The organism is Streptomyces sp. NPDC058373, from assembly GCF_042723275.1.
GTDB lineage: Bacteria > Actinomycetota > Actinomycetes > Streptomycetales > Streptomycetaceae > Streptomyces.
In genome coordinates, this window is sequence record NZ_JBHXJE010000013.1 from 1 (window position 1) to 21530 (window position 21530).

Below are 21530 nucleotides of genomic sequence, written 5' to 3' on the forward strand. Positions count from 1 at the left end.
GCGCCGATGGTACTGCATGGGGGACCCTGTGGGAGAGTAGGACGCCGCCGAACTATTTGTGGCCTCGGGCCCTGGAAACCTGTCAAAGGGTTTCCAGGGCCCGAGGCATTTCTGCGTTCAGGACCTTTCGGCGCCAAGGACTCAGAGCTTTCCCGTCGCCTTGGCGGCGAGATAGGCGTCGGCGAGCGCCGAGGGCAGTTCGGTCGGCGGGGCGTCCACCACTGTGACCCCTCGCCGCCGGAGCAGGCCTGCGGTGCGGGCGCGTTCCGCCTGGGCTTTGTGGGCGCGGCTGCCTGGTAGACCTTCTCCGCGGTGCCGCGGGCCTGCGTCATCTCCGCGAGCCTCGGATCGGCTACGGAAGCGACGAGGAGCAGAGCGGCGTCCATCGCCGCCTCCAGCCGAGGGGCGTTCCCCACGCGGCCTGCCGAGGTGCGGCCGGTGTCCAGGACGATCAGCACGCGCCGGTCGCGTTCGGCCCGCCAGGTCCGTACCGCCACGGAGGACTGCCTGGCCGTCGCGCGCCAGTCGATGGAACGGGCGTCGTCGCCGGGCACGTATCCGCGCAGGCTGTGAATCTCGGTCCCCTCGCCCCGGCCGAGGGCGCTGGTGCGCCCGTCCAGCTCGCGGAGGCGCGAGGTCTTGGCGGGGAGCAGGCGTCGGCTGTGGAAGGGCGGTAGTACGCGGACGCGGCCCGGGACGGGGCGGGTCGTCTGGCGGGCCACGAGCCCCAGCGGACCGTACGAGCGGACGGTGACGCCGTGCGCGACGGCCTCGCCCCTGCGGGTGGGGCGGAGCGGGGTGCGGAGTTCGCGGGAGCCGCTGGCGGGCACGTCCATGCGATGCCGGGCCGGACCGGTGCTTCCCGGTACGGCGTTGCTGGGCGGCCAGGCGTCGCGGACCACAGCGCGCAGGCGCCGGGATGAGTCGTTGGTGGCGTGGAGGCGGGTCTCCGCCCTCTCGCCCTGTCGAACGCTTGTGTCACCAGATCGGGTGAAACGGAGCTTTCGCGCTGGCGCGGCCCATGCGAAGTCGCACATCATTGCGACAGCGAGGGGGGAGTTGACGGCGGTGATCCCCAGCCAGCTTGGTTCGAGCAGAGCGACAGGGAGGGTGCCGAGAGCGGCGAGCCATGCGGTGCGGCCGGTGAGCGCCATGATCCCTCTCCTTCACCGCGGAACGATGTACGCGGCAATCTCGGGCGAGACGAATGTGCGGGCGACTGCCGAGCGAGCAGCGTCCAGTTGGGCGGGGCCGGCGACCGGGTGCAACCCGGCGGCGGACAGGTCACGCGGGTCGAAGCCCTGCGCGTGCCGGGTGAGCAGCGCGATCTCGTCGTCCCTGGGTGGGAGCGAGACGTTCAGCTTGAGGAGGAACCGGTCCAGTTGGGCCTCGGGCAGGGGGTACGCGCCCTCGTACTCCACCGGGTTCTGCGTCGCCGCGACCAGGAACGGTTCGGGGAGGCGGTGTGCCGTGCCGTCGACGGTGACCTGCCCCTCCTCCATCGCCTCCAGCAGGGACGCCTGCGTCTTGGGAGGGGTGCGGTTGATCTCGTCAGCGAGCAGGAGGTGGGTGAAGACAGGGCCGGGCTGAAAGGAGAACTCCGACGTGCGGGCGTCGAAGACGAGGGAGCCGGTGATGCCGCTGGGCATCAGGTCGGGCGTGAACTGCACACGCTTGGTCCCCAGTTCGAGAGCCGCTGCCAGGGCGCGGACCAGCAGTGTCTTGGCGACGCCGGGGACGCCTTCCGACAGGACGTGGCCACGGCGGAGAAGGGCGATGACGAGCCCGGTGACGACCGGGTCCTGGCCGACCACGGCCTTCCCGATCTCGGCGCGTACCGCTTCATGGGCGGTGCGGGCACCGTCGGCGGCGGCTTCGGCGTCGGACATCGGTGCGCTCATGAGGTGCGTACCTCTCTTTCGAGGGCGTCGAGTTGGTCGGCGAGCTGGACCAGGCCGGCGTCGTCGGCCGGTGCCGGGCCGAAGAGCAGGGCGGAGTCCCGGTCGGAGCGTCGGCCGTCCGAGCGGGCGGTCAGCGCGGGCAGGAGGGGCTCGGGGGAGTCGGCGTCCGCCGGGGGAACGCCGGTGAGTTCGGCGAGCGGGGCGCGGGCGGCCCGGCGCAGCAGTGCGGGAGCCTGCTCGCGGGCGTCGGCGCGGTGGTACAGGCGGGCCCCGCCCTCCGTCGTCTCCGAGGCCCGGACGACGACCGGCAGATCCTCGCTGGCCACGGGGCCCAGGCGGCGGGCGCGCCAGATCGCCGCCAGGGCCGCGGCGATGCCGAGTTGCAGGGCGGCCCAGCGCCAGCCGGCGGGGATCAGGTCGAGGAAGCTGCGGGGCTCGTCGGGCTCGGCGGAAGCGTCCGGAGAGGAAGAGAGGTACCAGAGCACGTGGGAGCGGGAGCCGAGGAGCTGGAGTGCGAGGGAGGCGTTGCCGTGGTCGTCGAGCCGGTCGTTGTGGAGGATGTCCGGCGAGCCCAGGAGGACGGTCTCTGGCGCGTCCGAGCCAGGGGCGTTGCCCAGGTCTGTGGGCTCGGCCGGGAGCGGACCAGCGACGGGAGACCGTCCGAGAGGTAGCAGCGCTCGGCCTCGGGCGTCCTGGTCAAGTACCGCAGCCCTCCCATGTCGGCGCTGCCCGCGCGTCGCGAGGCGGGGAGCGAGCAGGCCGGGGCAAGCGTCGACCGGTCGGCGGGGGGCCGGACCTCGGTGCCGGGTGCACGCCGCGGGAGGGAGGACTCACCGGGGGCGAGCAGGACGAGGCGGGCGCCTGTCGAGGCGGCCGTGGGGCGGAGGGCGGACTGCTGCTCGGCGGTGAGCCGGTCGGGGACGGTGACCAACAGCGTCGTGTCGGAGGCGGCTTGCTCGCGGAGGGCGGTGAGCGAGTCCACCGGCCGGACGCGGACGCCGTCACGGGCGAGGAGCATGGCCACGGCTCGGCTGCCCTGCGGATCGTACGAGGCCGGGTCCAGGTTCTCGTCCTCCCCGCCTTGCTGGAGGGCGGCCAAGGCGATGTCGGCGACGAGGACGAGGAGCGCGGCCATCAGGACGCCGCGCGAGCGCGCCCACAGCAGGGAGGGCGTCACCAAGGCGGGGGAGTGAGTGGTCATGGGCCACCCGCCGGGGCCTGTACCGCGCCCGTCGGCTTCGTCGCGCGGAGGGCCGTGTCCAGAGCGGCGAGACGGCGGTACGTCTCCTCGTCGGCGGTGCGGCCGCCGTACGCGATCTCGTCGAATGCTCTCGCGGCGTCTTTCAGGGCATCCCGGTGGCCGGGCAGGACGTGGCCTGCCGAGGCGGCCGCCTCGTCGGCCGTGCGCCCTGGGTGCGGGCTGAGGAGTCCGTGCTCCTCCAGGGAACGGACGAGGGCGCGCATCGTCTCCTGCGCCGCGCTGTTCCAGTCGTTGGCCGCGGCATGGGACGCCGCCTGGGCGCGGTGTTCGGCGGCTGTGCGGGGGCCCGTCTCGAAGAGCGCGGCGGACGGGTTCGAGCCGTGCTCGGTGCGGCCCAGTCACAGGCGGAGGGCGAGGGGCAGGCCCAGCAGGGCCAGGACGACCACGGCCGCCCCCACCTCGCCGCCGGGAGCCGCGCCGGCCGCTGCGTCCAAGAGATCCTGGACCCAGCGGCCGCTGCGTCCAAGAGATCCTGGACCCAGCCCCAGAAGGTGCTCCACGCCCTCTGGAGCAGGTCCGGGTCGTGTTCGCGGTACCGAGGTTCGGAGAGTTCCCGGCGGGCGGCCTCCCGGGCCGGATCGCCGTCCCAGTGCGGCGGTGGGGCGCCGTCCGCGTGCGGCCCGGCGGCCAGAGCCGCCCAGGCGTCCCTGGGCCAGGTCACCGCATCAGCCTCCGGGCGAGGGCGGCGGGGTGCCGTGCGCCGGGGCGCCGGCGGCCCGGGCGAGCTCCAGGTCGAGGGCTTCGCGGCGGATGCGCTGGTCGATGTAGAGCAGCACGGTCACCCCCGCCACGATCGGCAGGGTCAGCATGGCGCCGATCACCGAGCCGATGCCGGTGATGATCAGGTAGGTCCAGCCGAAGTTGGTGACGACCATCTCGTCCAGCGCGCTCGCCGCGCTCTCACCGGTGATGACGGCGGCCACTCGCGAGAACGGCAGGAGGATGATCGACGACACGATCCCCACGAGGAGCTGCGCGAGCAGCTGGATGCCGAAGACACGCCACCACGAGCCGCGGACCAGCTTCGCCGACCGCGTCATGGCCTTGACCACGCCCTGCTTCTCCAGCATGAGCGCGGCCGAGGCGAGGGAGAACCGGATCGTGAGCCAGACGGCCACGACCGCACCCGCGAGGGCGCCGAAGGCCAGCAGCGCGGCCGCGCCGTCCGACCCGGTCGCCAGGCTGAGGAGTACGCCGGGAAGCATCGCGGCGGCCACGACGGCGATGGCGATCACCGGCAGCAGCAGCGTCAGGCCCGCGAGCCGGGGCAACTGCGGGCGGGCGTCGCGCCAGGCGTCCGAGAGCGACACGGGCTTCCCGAGTACCGCCCGGCTCGTCACCATGGTGAGCAGGGCGGTCGCCACGATGGTGCCGAGCAGCGAGACGAGCAGGACGAGGCCGGAGTCCGCCAGCGCGCCGCCCATGGCGGAGAGCAGCTCGTCGGTCGTCGCGGACGGATCTTCGAGCGCCGCGACGTCCACGGAGTCGCGCAGCAGGAAGCGCTGCAACAGGATCAGCACCACCTGCGTCGCCACGGCGATCATCAGCGATATCCCGAGCACGGTGCGCCAGTGCGCACGCAGCGTGGACACGGCTCCGTCGAGGATCTCGCCCACCCCGAGCGGCCGCAGCGGAATCACCCCGGGCTTGGCCGCGACCGGAGGGGTGTTCCCATCGCCGCCCCAGCCACCGCCGGGCTGTGGGGCCTGACCGCTCTCCGCGCGGGTACGGCGTCCGTCCCAGCCGTCGCCGGAGCCGGAGGAAGCGGGGCCTGCCGTCCCGGGAGCCGACCACTGACCAGGGGGCGGCTGCTCCTTGGACCACTTGGACGGGGTGCCGTCCTGGTCGCTGCCTTTCGCTCCCTCGGGGGGCGGGACGTCGCGGTGGCGGTCACGGTCGTCCGAGGGCTCGGATCCGGGCGCTGCCCAGCCCGGAGTGTCGTTCATCGTCGCTCCTTCACGGTGCCCGCGCGGTCGCGGCGGCCGGTTGGCAGCCATGGTCCCACGGGCGGGTGCCGTACGGACCGGCCCCCGTCGCCGTCCACGCCTTCTTTTGTCCGGTGCCCACAGGGCAGACTGAGCGAATGGCTGATCAGTACACGCGAGGTGCCGCGGACATACCGGACTCGATTCCCGCCCTCCGCTGGGAGGAGCCGCCCGAAGGGCCGGTGCTGGTGCTGCTCGACCAGACACGGCTGCCCGGTGAGGAGAGCGAGCTGCCGTGCACGGACGCCCCGGCCCTGGTCGAGGCGATCAGGACCCTGGCCGTCCGCGGCGCGCCGCTGCTCGGCATCGCCGGGGCCTACGGAGTCGCGCTCGCCGCCGCCCGCGGTTTCGACGTCGCCGACGCGGCACGGATGCTGGCCGGGGCGCGGCCCACCGCCGTCAACCTCGCCCGCGGTGTCCGCAGGGCGCAGGAGGCCCACGCCGCGGCGCTCGCCGTCGGCGGGGACGAGCGGGCGGCCGCCGCGGCCGCGCTGGCCGCCGCCCGTGCCCTGCACCGGGAGGACGCCGAGGGCAGCAGCCGCATGGCCCGGCAGGGGCTGGCCCTCCTCGACGAGCTTGCCCCCGGCGGGCAGCACCGTGTCCTCACCCACTGCAACACCGGGGCGCTGGTCTCCGGCGGTGAGGGGACCGCCTTCGCCGTGGCCCTGGCCGCGCACCGCGAGGGGAAGCTCCGTCGGCTCTGGGTCGGCGAGACGAGGCCGCTGCTCCAGGGTGCGCGGCTCACCGCCTACGAGGCGGCCCGGCACGGTATGGCGTACACGCTGCTCACGGACAGTGCGGCAGGGTCACTCTTCGCGGCGGGCGAGGTGGATGCCGTGCTGATCGGGGCCGATCGGATAGCGGCGGACGGGTCGGTGGCGAATAAGGTGGGGAGCTATCCGCTCGCCGTGCTGGCGCGCTACCACCACGTGCCGTTCATCGTGGTCGCGCCGGTGACGACGATCGACATGGACACCCCGGACGGGGCGGCCATCGAGGTCGAGCAGCGGAGCGGTCACGAGGTGACGGAGGCGGTCCTGCCGTCAGGGCGTGGTGTCGGCGGGGAAGCGAGCGGTGGTGTGCCGATCGCGCCCCTGGGGACGCAGGCGTACAACCCGGCGTTCGATGTGACACCTCCGGAGCTGGTGACCGCCGTGGTGACCGAATGGGGCGTTGTCTCGCCCGTGACCGAAGGGGCGTTGGAGCAGTTGTGCGCCAGGTCACGCCAGGTATCGATGAGCTAATGGGATGATGTCGTAATGAAGGGACGCGTTCTCGTCGTCGACGACGACACCGCATTGGCGGAAATGCTCGGGATTGTGCTGCGCGGTGAAGGCTTCGAACCCTCGTTCGTCGCTGACGGCGACAAGGCCCTCGCTGCCTTCCGCGAGACCAAGCCGGACCTGGTGCTTCTCGACCAGATGCTGCCTGGCCGCGACGGAATCGAAGTGTGCCGCCTGATCAGGGCGGAGTCTGGTGTGCCGATCGTCATGCTCACAGCCAAGAGCGACACGGTGGACGTGGTGGTCGGACTGGAGTCCGGCGCCGACGACTACATCGTGAAGCCGTTCAAGCCCAAGGAGCTGGTGGCCCGCATCAGGGCGCGCCTGCGCAGGTCGGAGGAGCCGGCGCCCGAGCAGCTCACCATCGGCGACCTCGTCATCGACGTCGCCGGACACTCCGTGAAGCGGGACGGCCAGTCGATCGCGCTGACGCCGCTCGAGTTCGACCTGCTGGTGGCGCTGGCCCGTAAGCCATGGCAGGTCTTCACCCGGGAGGTACTGCTGGAGCAGGTGTGGGGCTACCGGCACGCCGCCGACACCCGCCTGGTCAACGTGCACGTCCAGCGCCTGCGCTCCAAGGTGGAGCGCGACCCGGAACGCCCCGAGATCGTGGTCACCGTACGCGGTGTCGGCTACAAGGCCGGACCGAGCTGAGATGAGCAGGGACAGTGCCGCCCCGCCGTCGCAGGAACAGGGCAACGGCGCCGGGCGGCCTGTCGGACGGACGCGCAGGGGCCCGGGCCTCGGCTGGCTGAGGGAGAGCCGACGCGTCCTGCAGGGCGGGGTTCCGAGCAGCCCCTTCCTGCGGCTCTTCGCCCGCTGGGTACGGCGCCCGCTGCTCCCGGCGGTGCGCCTGTGGCGTCGCAGCATCCAGCTGAAGGTCGTCGTGACCACGCTGCTGATGTCACTCGGCGTCGTGCTGCTGCTCGGCTTCGTCGTGATCGGGCAGGTGCGTAACGGCCTGCTCGACGCCAAGCAGCGGGCCGCGCAGAGCCAGGCCCGTGGCGGCTTCCAGGTCGCGCAGGACAAGGCGGACACCACCAGTGCGCGGACCGCCCAGGACGGCGGCCTCGCCAACGGGCGCACTCAGAACGCCACGGTCTGGATGTCCGACCTGGTCGAGCAGTTGTCCAGCGGCGGCCAGTCCGCGTTCGACGTCGTCGCGCTCAGCGCCGACGCGCTCGACGACACGGGGAGCATCCGGGGGCCGCGCGCCTCCGGCGGCGTGGTGCCCGTGCAGAGCGTGCCGGTGGACCTGCGCCGCGCCGTCGACGAGACCGCCAGATCTCCCGGAGGCCTGTACCAGAGCTACACCCGGATCACCTATGCCAGCCAGGCTTCCCAGCCCGGCCTGGTCATCGGCAAGCGCCTGAACGACCCCAACGGGGACGCCTACCAGCTCTACTACCTCTTCCCGCTGACGCAGGAGGAGAAGTCCCTGACCCTCGTCAAGACCACGCTCGCCACCGCCGGCATGTTCGTCGTGGTGCTGCTCGGCGCCATCGCCTGGGTGGTGGTCCGGCAGGTCGTCACGCCGGTGCGGATGGCGGCGGGCATCGCCGAGCGGCTGTCGGCGGGACGTCTGCAGGAGCGTATGAAGGTCACCGGGGAGGACGACATCGCCCGCCTCGGCGAAGCCTTCAACAAGATGGCGCAGAACCTCCAGCTCAAGATCCAGCAGCTCGAGGACCTGTCCCGGATGCAGCGCCGCTTCGTCTCCGACGTGTCGCACGAACTGCGGACGCCGCTGACGACCGTGCGGATGGCCGCGGACGTCATCCACGAGGCGCGGGAGGACTTCGACCCGGTCACCGCCCGGTCCGCCGAACTCCTCGCCGACCAGCTCGACCGCTTCGAGTCGCTCCTCGCCGACCTTCTGGAGATCAGCCGCTTCGACGCCGGTGCGGCGGCCCTGGAGGCCGAGCCCACCGACCTCCGGGACGTGGTGCGCCGCGTCGTCGGAGGCGCCGAGCCGCTGGCGGAACGCAAGGGCACGCGGGTACGGATCCTGGGTGACGAGCAGCCCGTCGTCGCCGAGGTGGATCCGCGGCGCGTGGAGCGCGTGCTGCGGAACCTCGTGGTGAACGCGGTGGAGCACGGCGAGGGCCGGGACGTCGTCGTACGGCTGGCCTCGGCGGGCGGGGCCGTGGCCGTCGCGGTCCGGGACTACGGAGTGGGGCTCAAGCCGGGGGAGGCGACCAGGGTGTTCAGCCGCTTCTGGCGAGCCGACCCCGCACGTGCCAGGACCACCGGCGGCACCGGGCTGGGCCTCTCGATCGCGCTGGAGGACGCACGGCTCCACGGGGGCTGGCTCCAGGCGTGGGGGGAGCCCGGCGGAGGCTCGCAGTTCCGGCTGACGGTGCCGCGCACCGCCGACGAGGCGTTGCGCGGATCACCGATCCCTCTGGAACCCGCGGACTCGCGGCGGAACCAGGGCGCTGAACGCGAGGAGGAGCCGCCTTCCCGTGCGGTGTCCGCCGCGCCGCGTACGCGTGTGGCGACGACGGTGCTGCACGCGCCGGGCGTGGGTCAGGCACGGCTCTCGTCCCCCGCACGGCCCGCAGGCGGTGAGGACGGCGCCGACCGCTGCCGTCTGCCGTCGCGGGCGGCGCCCCGTCCGGTGGTGGACCCGGCCGCGCTGCCGGGCAGTGGCTCCCGCGTGGTGGCACGGTCCGGTGTTCAGGAGTCGGCCAGGGAGCACTGCGCCGGGGAGATGAGCCCGGACGGTCCGAGGGCCACCCTGGACGAGCGCCCGGGCGATCAAGGAGACGGCGTCGCGCGTGCGGGCCGTGAGGGCGGGGAGGCCCACCGTGGGGACTGACAGCGGTCGGCGGAGCAGCGCGCGGCGCTCTCGTACAGCGCCGCGGGGCCCGGGCGTGGGGGCGCCCCGGCGTTCCGGGATCTCGGTCTGTGCCACGGCCCTCGCGGCCGTCCTGCTGACCGGATGCGCCTCGATGCCCGACAGCGGCGACGTCGCCGCCGTCGACGCCACGCAGCGGACCGACGCGCAGGTCCGGGTCTTCGGTGTCCCGCCCCGGGACGGCGCCCGGCCCGAAGAGATACTCGACGGCTTTCTCGAGGCTCTGACCAGTGATGATCCCGAGTTCTCGATAGCCAGGGAGTATCTGACGGAGGAGGCCGCGGAGAGCTGGGAGCCGGAGCGGAGCACCACGGTGCTGCGCGACGGACCCAACCGCGGAGCGGAGCGGGCCCGGTCCGACCGGGACGGCGGGTTCCAGTACACGCTGACGGGCCGGATGGCCGCCAGGGTGGACCAGCAGCGGGCCTACCAGCCCTCCGAGGGCGCCTACAGCGAACCCGTACACCTCGTGGAGGTGAAGGGGCCGGACGGCAAGCAGTGGCGGATCGACGCCCCGCCCACGGGCGTGGTCGTCGGCGAGTCCGACTTCCTGCGCATCTACCGGCCGGTCAACAAGTACTTCTGGGCGACCGAGGAGTCCCAGCAGCCCGGCAGGCCCGTCGGGCTCGTCGCCGACCCGGTCTACGTCCGCCAGCGCATAGACCCCGTCACGGAGGCCGTGCGGTCGGTGCTCTCCGGGCCGAGCGACTGGCTCGACCCGGTCGTGGACTCGGTCTTCCCCGACGGCACCCGCCTCCATCCGTCGGCCAAGGCCCTGGTCCCGGACGACCAGAACCGGCTGAAGGTGCCCCTCAACAAGGAGGCCGACCAGGTCGGCCAGGCGCAGTGCGTGAAGATGGCGACCCAGTTGCTCTTCACCCTGCGTGACCTCACCTCCTCCGGTGTGGACGAGGTGGAACTGCTGCGGTCGAACGGATCCCAGCTCTGCGTCCTGGACGACGACCGGGCGGACAGCGTCGTCCCCGCGGTCACGGCCGGCCACCCCGACTACCAGTACTTCGTGGACGACGGTCACCGGCTGGTCCGGATGACCGGGGGCGCCGACGGGGAGAGCGGCTCGAGCGCGGAACCCGTGCCCGGTGCCTTCGGCGTCGGGGAGCAGGGCCTGAGGTCGGCCGCGGTCTCGCGGGACGAGGAGCGGGCCGCCGGGGTCTCGCTCGACGGGCGCTCGCTCTTCGTCGGCTCCCTCACCTCGGGGGACGGACTGAAGAAGACCGAGGTGCGCAGCCGGGCCAAGGCGGAGAAGGAAAGGCTCTCCGCCCCGAGCTGGGACGGCAGGGGGGACCTGTGGATAGCGGACCGCGACGGTGAGCGGTCCCGGCTGCTCAGGCTCGAGCAGGGCGCGGACGAACCGCAGGAAGTGAAGGTGGCGGGGCTCGGGGAGGGTACGGTGCGGGCCGTCCGGATCTCCGCCGACGGTGTCCGCGTCGCGCTGATCGTCGCGGAGGAGGGGCGCACGTCGCTGCGGATCGGCAGGGTGGAGCGGACGGCCGACGGCGACTCCTCCCCGGTGGCGGTGACCGAGCTGCGTACGGCCGCGCCGCACATGGAGGAGATCAGCGCCATGTCCTGGGCCGGCGGCAGCCGCCTGGTCGTCGTCGGACGGGAGTCCGGCGGTGTCCAGCAACTGCGGTACGTGCAGAGCGACGGGTCCACGCCTTCGGGCGGCTCGCTGCCCGCTCTCACCGGCGTCAAGGAGATCACCGCCTCCGAGGACGACCGGCTGCCGCTGGTCGCGCGGTCGGACGACGGGATCGTGCGGCTTCCCCCGGGCGGGAACTGGCAGACCGTGGTCAAGGAGGGGGCGGCCCCGGTCTACCCGGGGTGAGGCGGACATGGTCCGCGGGTCTTCGGCTCGATGGCGGCCGAGCGTGTGTTCGGAATGCGTCATGTGACGCTCCATGCCCGCGCGCCGTCCGGCCGATGCCGCGAAAGTCGGTCTCGGGGCGGTTTCACCCGATGCGGTGAGCGAGTTGTCCACAAGCGGTAGGCCATCCCCAGGCCCCGGCGGGCGGGCACCCCCGGCGGCAGAGTGCGCGGCATGAACTCATGGTGGTGGCAGGCCTTCAGCGACCTGGTGATGCCGCTCGACTGCGCCGGGTGCGGGGAAGGCGGCATCCGGCTCTGCCGACGCTGTCTCGCGGAGATCGGCGGTGGCGCGGCCCGCCGGGTGCGCCCGTCCCCGGCGCCGGCGGGGCTTCCGGTCGTACGGGCCGCCGTTCCCTATCAGGGCGCCGCGCGCGCTCTGCTGCTGGAGCACAAGGAGCGTGGGGCGCTCTGGCTGGCGCGCGTCCTGGGGAGCGTGCTCGCCGCGGTCGTACGGGCGAGCACGGCGACCGGCGGTGGGCCAGGCCTGGGCCATCTCCTGCTCGTGCCGGTCCCCTCAGCGCCGGGGGCCGTCCGGTCGCGCGGGCACGATCCGGTGCGCCGTATGGCTTCGTACGCTGCCGCGGAACTGCGCCGGGCAGGGGTGCCGGCCAGGGCCGCTCCTCTCCTCAGGCAGCGGCGGCGCGTCTCCGACCAGAGCGGACTGGACGCCGAGGGCCGCGCCGCCAATGTCGCCGGTGCCCTGCGGGTCGTCGCGGGCGGTGGTGCCGTGCTGGCGCAAGGGCGGGTGGTCCTGGTCGACGACCTGATGACGACCGGCGCGACGCTGGCCGAGGCCGCTCGGGCGGTGCGCAAGAGCTGGGAGGAGGACAATTGGAGCCATGGCCCGGGACTCGACGAGGGCCGATCGGACGGGTACCCCACGGGCTTCCGGGGAAGTCGTGGAGCAAGGCTTCCGCGCGCAGCGGTCGTCGCCTCTTCACCGTCGTCCTTCGAAATAAACCGGAACTGCTGAGGAGCTCGCATCGTTGCAGCAGGTGAGGGGGTTGAACCACCCGAATGGAGGTACGCGGCGGTAGAGGGTGACGCATCCCTCCGAGCGGGATATGTTCGGTGGGGAGGAATGCTTCGACAGGGCTCCTCCGATAACCGAATTGCCGGTGCGGTGACGTGATCGTTCACTCGTATCGGTGAGGTGGAGATCCCGGTCCCGCGGGGAGGAGGAGGTGTAAGTCACCGAGTCCAAGGCTCCGGAATGATCCGGAGCCGGTGCAAGAGGAAGATGCTCCGCTTTGAAGCGGAGCGATCCGGGAACGGAGTTCTGCGTGGACATCGTCGTCAAGGGACGCAAGACCGAGGTGCCCGAGCGGTTCCGCAAGCACGTGGCCGACAAGTTGAAGCTGGAGAAGCTCCAGAAGCTCGACGGCAAGGTGATGAGCCTGGACGTCGAGGTGTCCAAGGAACCGAACCCGAGGCAGGCTGACCGGAAGGACCGCGTGGAGATCACGGTCCGTTCCCGTGGACCCGTGATCCGAGCCGAGGCGTCGGCGGCCGATCCCTACGCGGCCCTCGACCTGGCGACCGCCAAGCTCGACGCGCGGATGCGCAAGGAGCACGACAAGCGCTACTCGCGACGGGGCGCGGGACGTCTCTCCGCCGCCGAGGTCGTGGACCAGATTCCGGACGCGGCCAGGCTCGCCAGCGACGGCACCCTCGTCACGGAGCAGGACGAAGAGGCCGTCAAGACCACCAGGGTGGGTTCTCTGGAGGTCCAGGGCGACGGGCCGCTGATCGTCCGCGAGAAGACCCACGCGGCTGCTCCCATGTCGCTCGACCAGGCGCTCTACGAGATGGAGCTGGTCGGGCACGACTTCTACCTGTTCGTCGACGCGGAGACCAAGGAGCCCGCGGTGGTCTACCGGCGTCACGCGTACGACTACGGCGTGATCCACCTCCAGACCGACCCGATGGTGGCCGAGGCGCCCGTCGGAGGCGCCGGAGGCGCACTGGGCGGCTGAGCCGTCGCGACAGGTCCGCGTGAGTGCCCCCGGGAGCGTTGGCGCGCCCCCCGGGGGCGCCCCTGTCTCCGCAGCTCTGCCGCGCGTCGCCGCCCTGGCATGAAATCATGACCGAGCCGGTCAACCGGCGTTCGGCCGACCCAGGTTGGGGAGGCGCGGTGAGACGGGCCATGGCCTTCAGGGGGAGGAACGATGCCGCAGACTTTCGGACCGTTGCACAACGGCGGGGCCGCAGCGGGCTCCGGGACCGGTGCGGGGCGAGGGCCGGTCAGCGGGCTGCCAGGGTTTGCCGCTTCCCGGGGGCCCGACTTGGAGGAAGAGTTCGAGGACGACCCGGTGGAGCCCATCCGGGTCCTCGTCGTCGACGACCACGCGCTGTTCCGGCGCGGGCTGGAGATCGTCCTGGAGGCGGAAGAGGACATCGAGGTGATCGGCGAGGCCGGCGACGGCGCCGAAGCGGTGGAGAAGGCCGCCGATCTCCTGCCGGACATCGTGCTGATGGACGTGCGGATGCCGAAGCGCGGCGGTATCGAGGCGTGCACGGCGATCAAGGAAGTGGCACCCAGCGCCAAAATCATCATGCTGACGATCAGCGACGAAGAGGCCGACCTCTACGAGGCCATCAAGGCGGGCGCCACGGGATATCTGCTGAAGGAGATCTCCACCGACGAAGTGGCGACGGCCATCCGGGCGGTCGCCGACGGCCAGTCGCAGATCAGCCCGTCCATGGCCTCAAAACTGCTCACCGAGTTCAAATCGATGATCCAGCGGACGGACGAGCGTCGTCTCGTTCCCGCACCCCGGCTCACCGAGCGTGAGCTGGAGGTGCTGAAACTCGTCGCCACCGGCATGAACAACCGCGATATCGCCAAGGAATTGTTCATCAGCGAGAACACGGTGAAGAACCACGTCCGCAACATCCTGGAGAAACTCCAGCTCCACTCACGCATGGAAGCCGTGGTCTACGCGATGCGGGAGAAGATCCTGGAGATTCGCTGAAAGCCTTGGACGTACGGCGTCCAGCTCCTCGGCGCGGGGGCCGCACCGCGGTCCGGTGCCGCCCTCTCCGCTTCGCCCTCAGTCCAGAGCGGCGGCCAGTTCCGCGGTGAGCGCGGTGCGCAGCTCCGGCTGGGTCATCCGCTCCACCCGTACCTCGCCGCAACCCACCCAACGGGCTGCTTCGGCGAGCGCCGCCGCCGTCGCCGCGACGGCCTTGGCGGGTCGGGGGCTGCCCGGCAGGTCCCCGCCTAGGGCCACGTGCCGGGCCACCAGGGTGTCGCCGGAGCGTGCCGGGTCGACGCGGCCCACCAACTTGCCGCCTGCGAGGACGGGCATGGCGAAGTAGCCGTAGAGCCGCTTGGCCTTAGGCGTGTACGCCTCCAGCCGGTGTGTGAAGAGGAAGATCCGCTCCGTGCGGGCGCGCTCCCAGATCAATGAGTCGAAGGGGGAGAGCAGCGTGGTCCGGTGCCGGCCGCGCGGCGGCCTGCTCAACGCCTCGGGGTCGGCCCAGGCGGGCCTGGACCAGCCCTCGACCTCGACCGGGACCAGGCCGGTGTCCGCGATCACCGCGTCGAAGTGCTCGCCCTTGATCCGGTGGTAGTCGGCGAGGTCGGAGCGGGTGCCCACGCCCAGCGCCCGGCCCGCCTGGACGACCAGCTCGCGCAGGCACGCCTGGTCGTCCAGGTCGTCGTGGAGGAGCGCAGCGGGGATGGCGCGCTCCGCGAGGTCGTAGACCCGCTTCCAGCCGCGTCGGCTGGTGCAGACGACCTCTCCGTACATCAGGGCCCGCTCGACGGCGATCTTCGTCTCCGACCAGTCCCACCACTCCCCGCCGTTCTTGGCGCCGCCCAGCTCCGAGGCGGTCAGCGGGCCTTCCGCGGCCAACTGCGCGATCACCTTGTCGTAGGCCGCCTGCGACAGGTCGTGATGCCAGTGCGGGCGGGCGCGATAGGCGCGCCGCCGGAAGGCGAAGTGGGGCCACTCCTCGATGGGCAGGATGCACGCCGCGTGCGACCAGTACTCGAACGCGTGCGGCGCGCCGTCCGCGTCGGCACCCCAGTAGGCGGCTTCGACGGCCGGGCGGCCGACGGCGCCCAGGCGGGCGTAGGGCACCAGCTCGTGGGAGCGGGCCAGGACCGAGATGGTGTCCAGCTGCACGGCGCCGGCGCCGCGGAGCACGCCCCGCACGCCCGCACGACGGTCCGGGGCGCCGAGAAAGCCCTGCGCGCGCAGCGCGATACGGCGGGCTTCGTCAGCGGAGAGGCTGGCGACGGGGCGGGGGGCGGCCAGGGGCTCGGCGGCGCTCGGCAGACTCGTCATGCCCGCACTGTAGGGCGTGGCACCGACAGGGCGAATTGGTTCTCTTGCGCAGGGTTAGGGCGTCAGGAGCCGGGCATGGTCGTCACAGAGAGTGACGAAAGGTGTTGTCGGCGAACTTCGGTGTCTGTGGTGGCTGGTCACCGCAAAGGCTGGGCGCGGGAGCAGGGGAAGGGGGCAGCAGGGTGACGACGTGGCTGATCGTGATGCTGGGGAGCGCTGTGTGGGCTGTGAGCGCTGTGTGGGCGAGTGTGCGGCGCGTCGTCGTCCGGGAGGCCCCGCGGGTCGCCCTGGCGTGGACGGGGGCCCTACCCGTGCTCGGCGGGCGCGGGTGCGGACGCGGGTGGGGGTACGGGGGTGGTCGTCCGCGCCGGTACGTAGGGGTCGGTGGACGGGAGGCCGAGGTCGGAGGGGAGCAGGGCCGCGACCCAGCAATCCCTGCGGACGCCGTTGTTGAGGACTCCGGCCCGCTCGACGCCTTCGAGTGCGAACCCCGCGCGCAGGGCCGTGGCCCGGGACGCGGAGTTGCCCACCTCCGCCCGCCAGGTGATCCGGTCCACCGGCACCTGTGCGAAGGCCCAGCGGGTGACGGCCTGCACCGCTTCCGTCATCAGGCCCCGGCCGCGGTACTCCTTGGCCGTCCAGAAGCCGATCTCCCCGGTCCGGGTCGCGCGCATGGTCAGGCCGATCACCGCCGCCAGGGTGCCCTGACCCCCCGTCTCCATGGCGCCGAAGGTGAATTCGGACCCTTGTCGCCACCCCTCGCCGCACGCCCGATTCACGAAATACTCGGCGTCCGCGCGGCGGTACGGCGACGGCACGGTGGTCCACCGCTGGATGTCGCGGTCCTGGCACGCCTGGTGCACGGCGTCGACGTCCGCCGCGGTCAGCGCCCGCAGGGTGAGGCGCGGGGTGGTGAGAGTGATCGGCTCCATAGGGTGATTGTCCCGGTGCCGAGTGTTCTGTCTCCAGAACCGCGAGAGCTCCCCGCGGCACCTTCGCGGCGGCCCGTCCGTTGTCGTGATGACAGACCTCCCGGCGCGGTGGGGTCCTCGCATACGATGGCCGTTGCCCAAGAGAATTCCGACCGTGCCAGGCCCGACCGGCAAGGAGACCAACCCCCGTGTCCGTCCTCTCAAAGCTCATGCGTGCAGGCGAAGGCAAGATCCTGCGCAAGCTGCACCGCATCGCGGACCAGGTCAACTCCATCGAAGAGGACTTCGTCAGCCTCTCCGACGCCGAGCTGCGCGCCCTCACCGATGAGTACAAGGAGCGGTTCGCCGACGGCGAGAGCCTCGACGACCTCCTGCCGGAGGCGTTCGCGACCGTCCGGGAGGCGGCCAAGCGGGTCCTCGGCCAGCGTCACTACGACGTCCAGCTCATGGGTGGCGCCGCGCTGCACCTCGGTTATGTCGCTGAGATGAAGACCGGTGAGGGCAAGACCCTCGTCGGCACGCTGCCGGCCTACCTCAACGCGCTCTCCGGCGAGGGCGTCCACCTGATCACGGTGAACGACTACCTCGCCGAACGCGACTCCGAGCTGATGGGCCGCGTCCACAAGTTCCTGGGGCTGGACGTCGGCTGCATCGTGGCCAACATGACCCCGGCGCAGCGCCGCGAGCAGTACGCCTGCGACATCACCTACGGCACCAACAACGAGTTCGGCTTCGACTACCTGCGCGACAACATGGCGTGGTCGAAGGACGAGCTGGTGCAGCGGGGCCACAACTTCGCGATCGTCGACGAGGTCGACTCGATCCTCGTGGACGAGGCCCGTACGCCGCTGATCATCTCCGGCCCCGCCGACCAGGCGACCAAGTGGTACGGCGACTTCGCGAAGCTCGTCACCCGCCTGACCAAGGGCGAGGCGGGAAACCAGCTCAAGGGCATCGAGGAGACCGGCGACTACGAGGTCGACGAGAAGAAGCGCACCGTCGCCATCCACGAGTCGGGTGTCGCCAAGGTGGAGGACTGGCTCGGCATCGACAACCTCTACGAGTCGGTGAACACCCCGCTCGTCGGTTACCTCAACAACGCCATCAAGGCGAAGGAACTCTTCAAGAAGGACAAGGACTACGTCGTCATCGACGGCGAAGTCATGATCGTCGACGAGCACACCGGCCGTATCCTCGCCGGCCGCCGCTACAACGAGGGCATGCACCAGGCGATCGAGGCGAAGGAAGGGGTGGACATCAAGGACGAGAACCAGACGCTCGCCACGATCACCCTCCAGAACTTCTTCCGCCTCTACGACAAGCTCTCGGGCATGACCGGTACGGCCATGACCGAGGCGGCCGAGTTCCACCAGATCTACAAGCTGGGCGTCGTCCCGATCCCGACCAACCGCCCGATGGTCCGCATGGACCAGTCCGACCTCATCTACCGGACCGAGGTCGCCAAGTTCGACGCGGTCGTGGACGACATCGCGGAGAAGCACGAGAAGGGGCAGCCGATCCTGGTCGGCACCACCTCGGTCGAAAAGTCCGAGTACCTCTCGCAGCAGCTCTCCAAGCGCGGGATCCAGCACGAGGTGCTCAACGCCAAGCACCACGAGCGTGAGGCGTCGATCGTGGCCCAGGCCGGCCGCCGCGGCGCGGTCACGGTGGCCACCAACATGGCCGGCCGTGGTACGGACATCAAGCTCGGCGGTAACCCGGACGACCTCGCCGAGGCCGAGCTGCGCCAGCGCGGGCTCGACCCGGTCGAGCACGTCGAGGAGTGGGCGGCGGCGCTGCCCGAGGCGCTGGAGCGTGCCGAGGCCTCGGTGAAGACCGAGTTCGAGGCGGTCAAGGAGGCCGGCGGCCTCTACGTGCTGGGCACCGAGCGGCACGAGTCGCGGCGTATCGACAACCAGCTGCGCGGCCGTTCCGGACGTCAGGGCGACCCGGGTGAGTCCCGGTTCTACCTGTCGCTCGGTGACGACCTGATGCGGCTCTTCAAGGCCGCCATGGTCGAGCGGGTCATGGCGATGGCCAACGTCCCGGACGACGTGCCGATCGAGAACAAGATGGTGACCCGCGCCATCGCCTCCGCCCAGTCCCAGGTGGAGCAGCAGAACTTCGAGACGCGTAAGAACGTCCTGAAGTACGACGAGGTGCTGAACCGGCAGCGAGAGGTCATCTACGGCGAGCGCCGTCGTGTCCTTGAGGGCGAGAACCTCGAGGAGCAGATCCAGCACTTCATGGACGACACCATCGACGCCTACATCCAGGCGGAGACCGCCGAAGGCTTCGCGGAGGAGTGGGACCTCGAGCGGCTGTGGGGCGCCTTCAAGCAGCTCTACCCGGTGAAGGTGACCGTCGAGGAGCTGGAGGACGAGGCCGGGGACCGTGCCGGGCTGACGGCCGAGTTCATCGCCGACTCCATCAAGGACGACATCCACGCGCAGTACGCGGCGCGTGAGGAGCAGCTCGGTTCGGAGATCATGCGGGAGCTGGAGCGCCGTGTGGTCCTCTCCGTCCTGGACCGCAAGTGGCGTGAGCACCTCTACGAGATGGACTATCTCCAGGAGGGCATCGGCCTGCGGGCGATGGCGCAGAAGGACCCGCTGGTCGAGTACCAGCGCGAGGGCTTCGACATGTTCACGGCCATGATGGAAGGCATCAAGGAGGAGTCGGTCGGCTACCTGTTCAACCTGGAGGTCCAGGTCGAGCAGCAGGTCGAGGAAGTTCCGGTGGCCGAGTCCGAGCAGGGCGCCGACCTCACCAAGCGGGACGCCGTTCCGGCCGGTGGCAGGCCTGAGATCAGGGCGAAGGGGCTCGACGCTCCGCAGCGTCCCGACCGGCTGCACTTCTCCGCGCCGACCGTCGACGGTGAGGGCGGGGTCGTCGAAGGTGACTTCGCCAGCGAGGGCGCCTCGGGCCGCACCGCCAACTCCGACGGCCTCACCCGTGCGGAGCGGCGCAAGGCCCAGAAGGGCGGACGTCGCCGCAAGAAGTAGGGCGAGGAGTCGCCTGGGGTGGCTGGCCGGTCGTGAGGTCGGCCATCCCGGGTGGGGTCGGGTTGGCCGACCTGGTGGGCCGGCCGACCGCGCCGGCGCGGAGCAGGCCGGTGAGTCGGCGAACCGTGACTGGTGGCCGACCAGGCGGTGAGTTGATCGGGCTGTGCTTGACCGGCTCGGTGAAGTGGTGTGCCGGTGGGGTCCGACCCGGTGTGCTGGGGTGAGCGCTGTGGGGCGGGGTGATGCGGGGTGATGCGGTGCGCTTCCGGGCGCGCGCGCCTTGTGGATCTTGGTTCGAACGGACTCCAATGCCCCCTGCATGCTCACAGGCTGGCGACATGGACGAAGCCGCAGCGAGCGGTCAGGTGTGGAGCAGCGCGGTTCGCATGCGTCCGGCGGCTGAGCAGGATCGGGACGCGTTGGCACGGCTGGTCGAGGTCGAACTCAGGGTTCTTCGAAGCCGAGAGGTGCGAGCGGGCGGCGGACCCCCAAGTGGTCTCTGTCGATCGATCGTGCTCGGAGTCGTGGGCCGGGCAGTACGTCAGGCATCTGCGGTGGCTTCGGGAGCGGCAGCAGCGCGCGGGCTGTTGAGCAGTGGCCTTCCGAACGGATGGTCGATGGGCTGGGCCGGGGTGTGCCCTTGAGTGATCTCCTGTGGGCCGTTCGGGACCGCTGGCGCGTCGCCGACGGGGCGTCACCGTGCGCTGCTCGTGAGTAGGTGGCCGGGGCCCGCCTCAGGGAGCACCAGTCACGGAGCTGGATACCAGGTCCGCCGGCGGACCCTCCTGAGATGGCCTGGCAAGCAGCGGAAGGCCGTCGAGCGCTGCATGGCGAGGTGCGAACGCCGGGGGGTCTTTGTTTCACCGTGATGCCCGGTTGACCGTTCATGGCGGGCGGTTGCTGGTCGCACGGGTCGGCTCCGGACCACCTGTCGCCCACGTCACCGTTGAGGTGGGCGTCTCCCGCGTCACCGCTGACAAGTGGAGGCGTCTCTGGCGGGACGAGGGCGAGTTGGGACAGTGCGACCGGCCCTCTCGCCCGCGCACGACACCGCGTCGCACGGGGGGCGATCGGGGGCCGTGTGGGCCGTCTGCTGCCGCGCCCGCAAGCTCAGCTCGGCCCGCCTCGCGGCCCGCCTTGCGGCCCCATTCCGCACCTGCCCGCCTCGACCGTGCATCGCGTTCTGGTTCGGCATGGTTTGAACTGTCTGGCGTACTTGGACCGGCCCGTCGGCGAAGTCATCCGCCGCTACGTACGCGACCGTCCCGGCGAGCTGGTCCGCGTGGATACCAAGAGGCTTGGCCGCATTCCCGATGGCGGCGGCCACAAGCTCCTGGGCCGAGGGGATGGCCGGACTCGACGCGGCAATGGGCTTCGACTGCCTCCCTTCGACTGTGGACGACCACAGCGGCCTGGCCTACAGCGGAGCCCACGGCGGGAAGGCCACCAGTGCACGGCCCTCATGCGCCGGGCCGCCGCCCTTCTTCGCGGCATCGACCGCCTCGAATGCGCCCTGAGCGACAACGCCTTGCCCTACGGCAAGAGATTCGCCGGGCAGCAGGTCCTGGCCGACCTCGGGCCGGCCGGCTAGTTGACGCGCGCCTACCGGCCGCAGGCCAGCGGTGGGGGTGGCGGAGGCGTAGGGGACGGGCTTCTCCTGGAGGCGGGATGAGGGAGATGGTGGTCGGGGAGGTGCCGAGTCCAGGGGCGGCTCGGTGGGACTCCTGTGCCGCTGATCGCGAACTGGCGGCGGAGGTGGCGGAGCTCCGAGCGCCTCAGGCTCTCCCCTGCCTCGGGCACACTCCGCCCGCCCCGGCGGCCGTTGCTGGGGTCGCTCGGTCGCAGACCGGCAACGGCCGCCTCGGTGTCGGCCTCGTGCTGCTCGCCGGGCTCGGCTGAGCCTGCTCCGCCCTCCTTCACTCGGCCGTCGGCCTTCGCATCCCAGCAGCCTCGAGACGGTCTCGGCGTCGGTCGTCCCGGGGCACTGTTCCTGTCGCCGGGCCCAGGTCGACACGACGGGTCCGGGAGGCCGCCTTGTGGCCCTCTGGGCCCACCCGTCGAGGAGAAGCCGGGTACGGCCTCGTTGCCGCGGGCGAACGCCCTGGCGGGGGCTCCCGC

At 71.5% G+C, this 21530-nt stretch carries 11 protein-coding genes and 5 pseudogenes; 9 read left to right on the forward strand and 7 right to left on the reverse strand.

Going from position 1 to position 21530, the window contains the following annotated elements; genetic code table 11:
- Positions 1-141: 141 nt before the first annotated feature.
- From ACFWMZ_RS10880 to ACFWMZ_RS10900, 5 genes and pseudogenes are all read right to left on the reverse strand, one after another.
- Positions 142-1154, reverse strand: a pseudogene (locus tag ACFWMZ_RS10880) (DUF58 domain-containing protein).
- A 21-nt stretch (positions 1155-1175) separates the two neighbouring features.
- A pseudogene (locus ACFWMZ_RS10885) lies at positions 1176-1901 on the reverse strand (AAA family ATPase); the annotation flags it as partial.
- A pseudogene (locus ACFWMZ_RS10890) lies at positions 1898-3102 on the reverse strand (DUF4350 domain-containing protein). The pseudogenes ACFWMZ_RS10890 and ACFWMZ_RS10885, both read right to left, overlap by 4 nt.
- Positions 3099-3823, reverse strand: a pseudogene (locus tag ACFWMZ_RS10895) (DUF4129 domain-containing protein). The pseudogenes ACFWMZ_RS10890 and ACFWMZ_RS10895 overlap by 4 nt, the downstream one beginning before the upstream one ends.
- Positions 3824-3827: 4 nt before the next feature.
- Positions 3828-5108, reverse strand: coding sequence for a hypothetical protein (locus ACFWMZ_RS10900; protein WP_383200824.1), 1281 nt, complete (start codon positions 5106-5108; stop codon positions 3828-3830).
- 137 nt (positions 5109-5245) lie between these two features.
- Here ACFWMZ_RS10900 and mtnA point away from each other — a divergent pair, with 137 nt between their 5' ends.
- The 7 genes from mtnA (at position 5246) to ACFWMZ_RS10935 (ending at position 14155) form a co-directional block, all read left to right on the forward strand.
- Positions 5246-6391 (forward strand): S-methyl-5-thioribose-1-phosphate isomerase, encoded by a 1146-nt coding sequence (gene mtnA / locus ACFWMZ_RS10905; protein ID WP_383200827.1) that lies wholly within the window; start codon positions 5246-5248, stop codon positions 6389-6391.
- Positions 6392-6406: 15 nt separating this feature from the next.
- Positions 6407-7084 (forward strand): two-component system response regulator MtrA, encoded by a 678-nt coding sequence (mtrA, locus tag ACFWMZ_RS10910; protein ID WP_003950455.1) that lies wholly within the window; start codon positions 6407-6409, stop codon positions 7082-7084.
- A 1-nt stretch (position 7085) separates the two neighbouring features.
- Positions 7086-9251 carry an MtrAB system histidine kinase MtrB gene (mtrB, locus tag ACFWMZ_RS10915; RefSeq protein WP_383200831.1) on the forward strand — a complete coding sequence of 722 codons (2166 nt, stop codon included), beginning with the start codon at positions 7086-7088 and terminating at the stop codon, positions 9249-9251.
- Positions 9252-9384: 133 nt separating this feature from the next.
- Complete coding sequence (locus ACFWMZ_RS10920; protein WP_383173626.1) at positions 9385-11139, forward strand: LpqB family beta-propeller domain-containing protein; 1755 nt, start codon at positions 9385-9387, stop codon at positions 11137-11139.
- 213 nt (positions 11140-11352) lie between these two features.
- Positions 11353-12153, forward strand: a complete 801-nt coding sequence (locus tag ACFWMZ_RS10925) for a ComF family protein (protein ID WP_383200833.1) — start codon at positions 11353-11355, stop codon at positions 12151-12153.
- Between the two features lie 310 nt (positions 12154-12463).
- Positions 12464-13156, forward strand: a complete 693-nt coding sequence (hpf, locus tag ACFWMZ_RS10930; protein WP_383173620.1) for a ribosome hibernation-promoting factor, HPF/YfiA family — start codon at positions 12464-12466, stop codon at positions 13154-13156.
- A 192-nt stretch (positions 13157-13348) separates the two neighbouring features.
- Positions 13349-14155 (forward strand): response regulator, encoded by an 807-nt coding sequence (locus ACFWMZ_RS10935; protein ID WP_383173617.1) that lies wholly within the window; start codon positions 13349-13351, stop codon positions 14153-14155.
- A 78-nt stretch (positions 14156-14233) separates the two neighbouring features.
- Here the strand turns inward: ACFWMZ_RS10935 and ACFWMZ_RS10940 are convergent, their stop codons facing one another.
- Together ACFWMZ_RS10940 and ACFWMZ_RS10945 are read right to left on the reverse strand one after the other, a co-directional pair.
- Entirely contained in the window at positions 14234-15475 is a 1242-nt protein-coding gene (locus ACFWMZ_RS10940) for a winged helix-turn-helix domain-containing protein (RefSeq protein ID WP_383173614.1), read from the reverse strand.
- Between the two features lie 305 nt (positions 15476-15780).
- On the reverse strand, positions 15781-16407 hold the full coding sequence (locus ACFWMZ_RS10945) for a GNAT family N-acetyltransferase (RefSeq protein WP_383200836.1): 627 nt from the start codon (positions 16405-16407) through the stop codon (positions 15781-15783).
- 188 nt (positions 16408-16595) lie between these two features.
- Between ACFWMZ_RS10945 and secA the strand changes: the two genes are divergently transcribed.
- Both secA and ACFWMZ_RS10955 read left to right on the forward strand, forming a co-directional pair.
- Complete coding sequence (gene secA, locus ACFWMZ_RS10950) at positions 16596-19412, forward strand: preprotein translocase subunit SecA (protein ID WP_383173608.1); 2817 nt, start codon at positions 16596-16598, stop codon at positions 19410-19412.
- Between the two features lie 855 nt (positions 19413-20267).
- A pseudogene (locus tag ACFWMZ_RS10955) lies at positions 20268-21000 on the forward strand (leucine zipper domain-containing protein); the annotation flags it as partial.
- Positions 21001-21530: the final 530 nt, after the last annotated feature.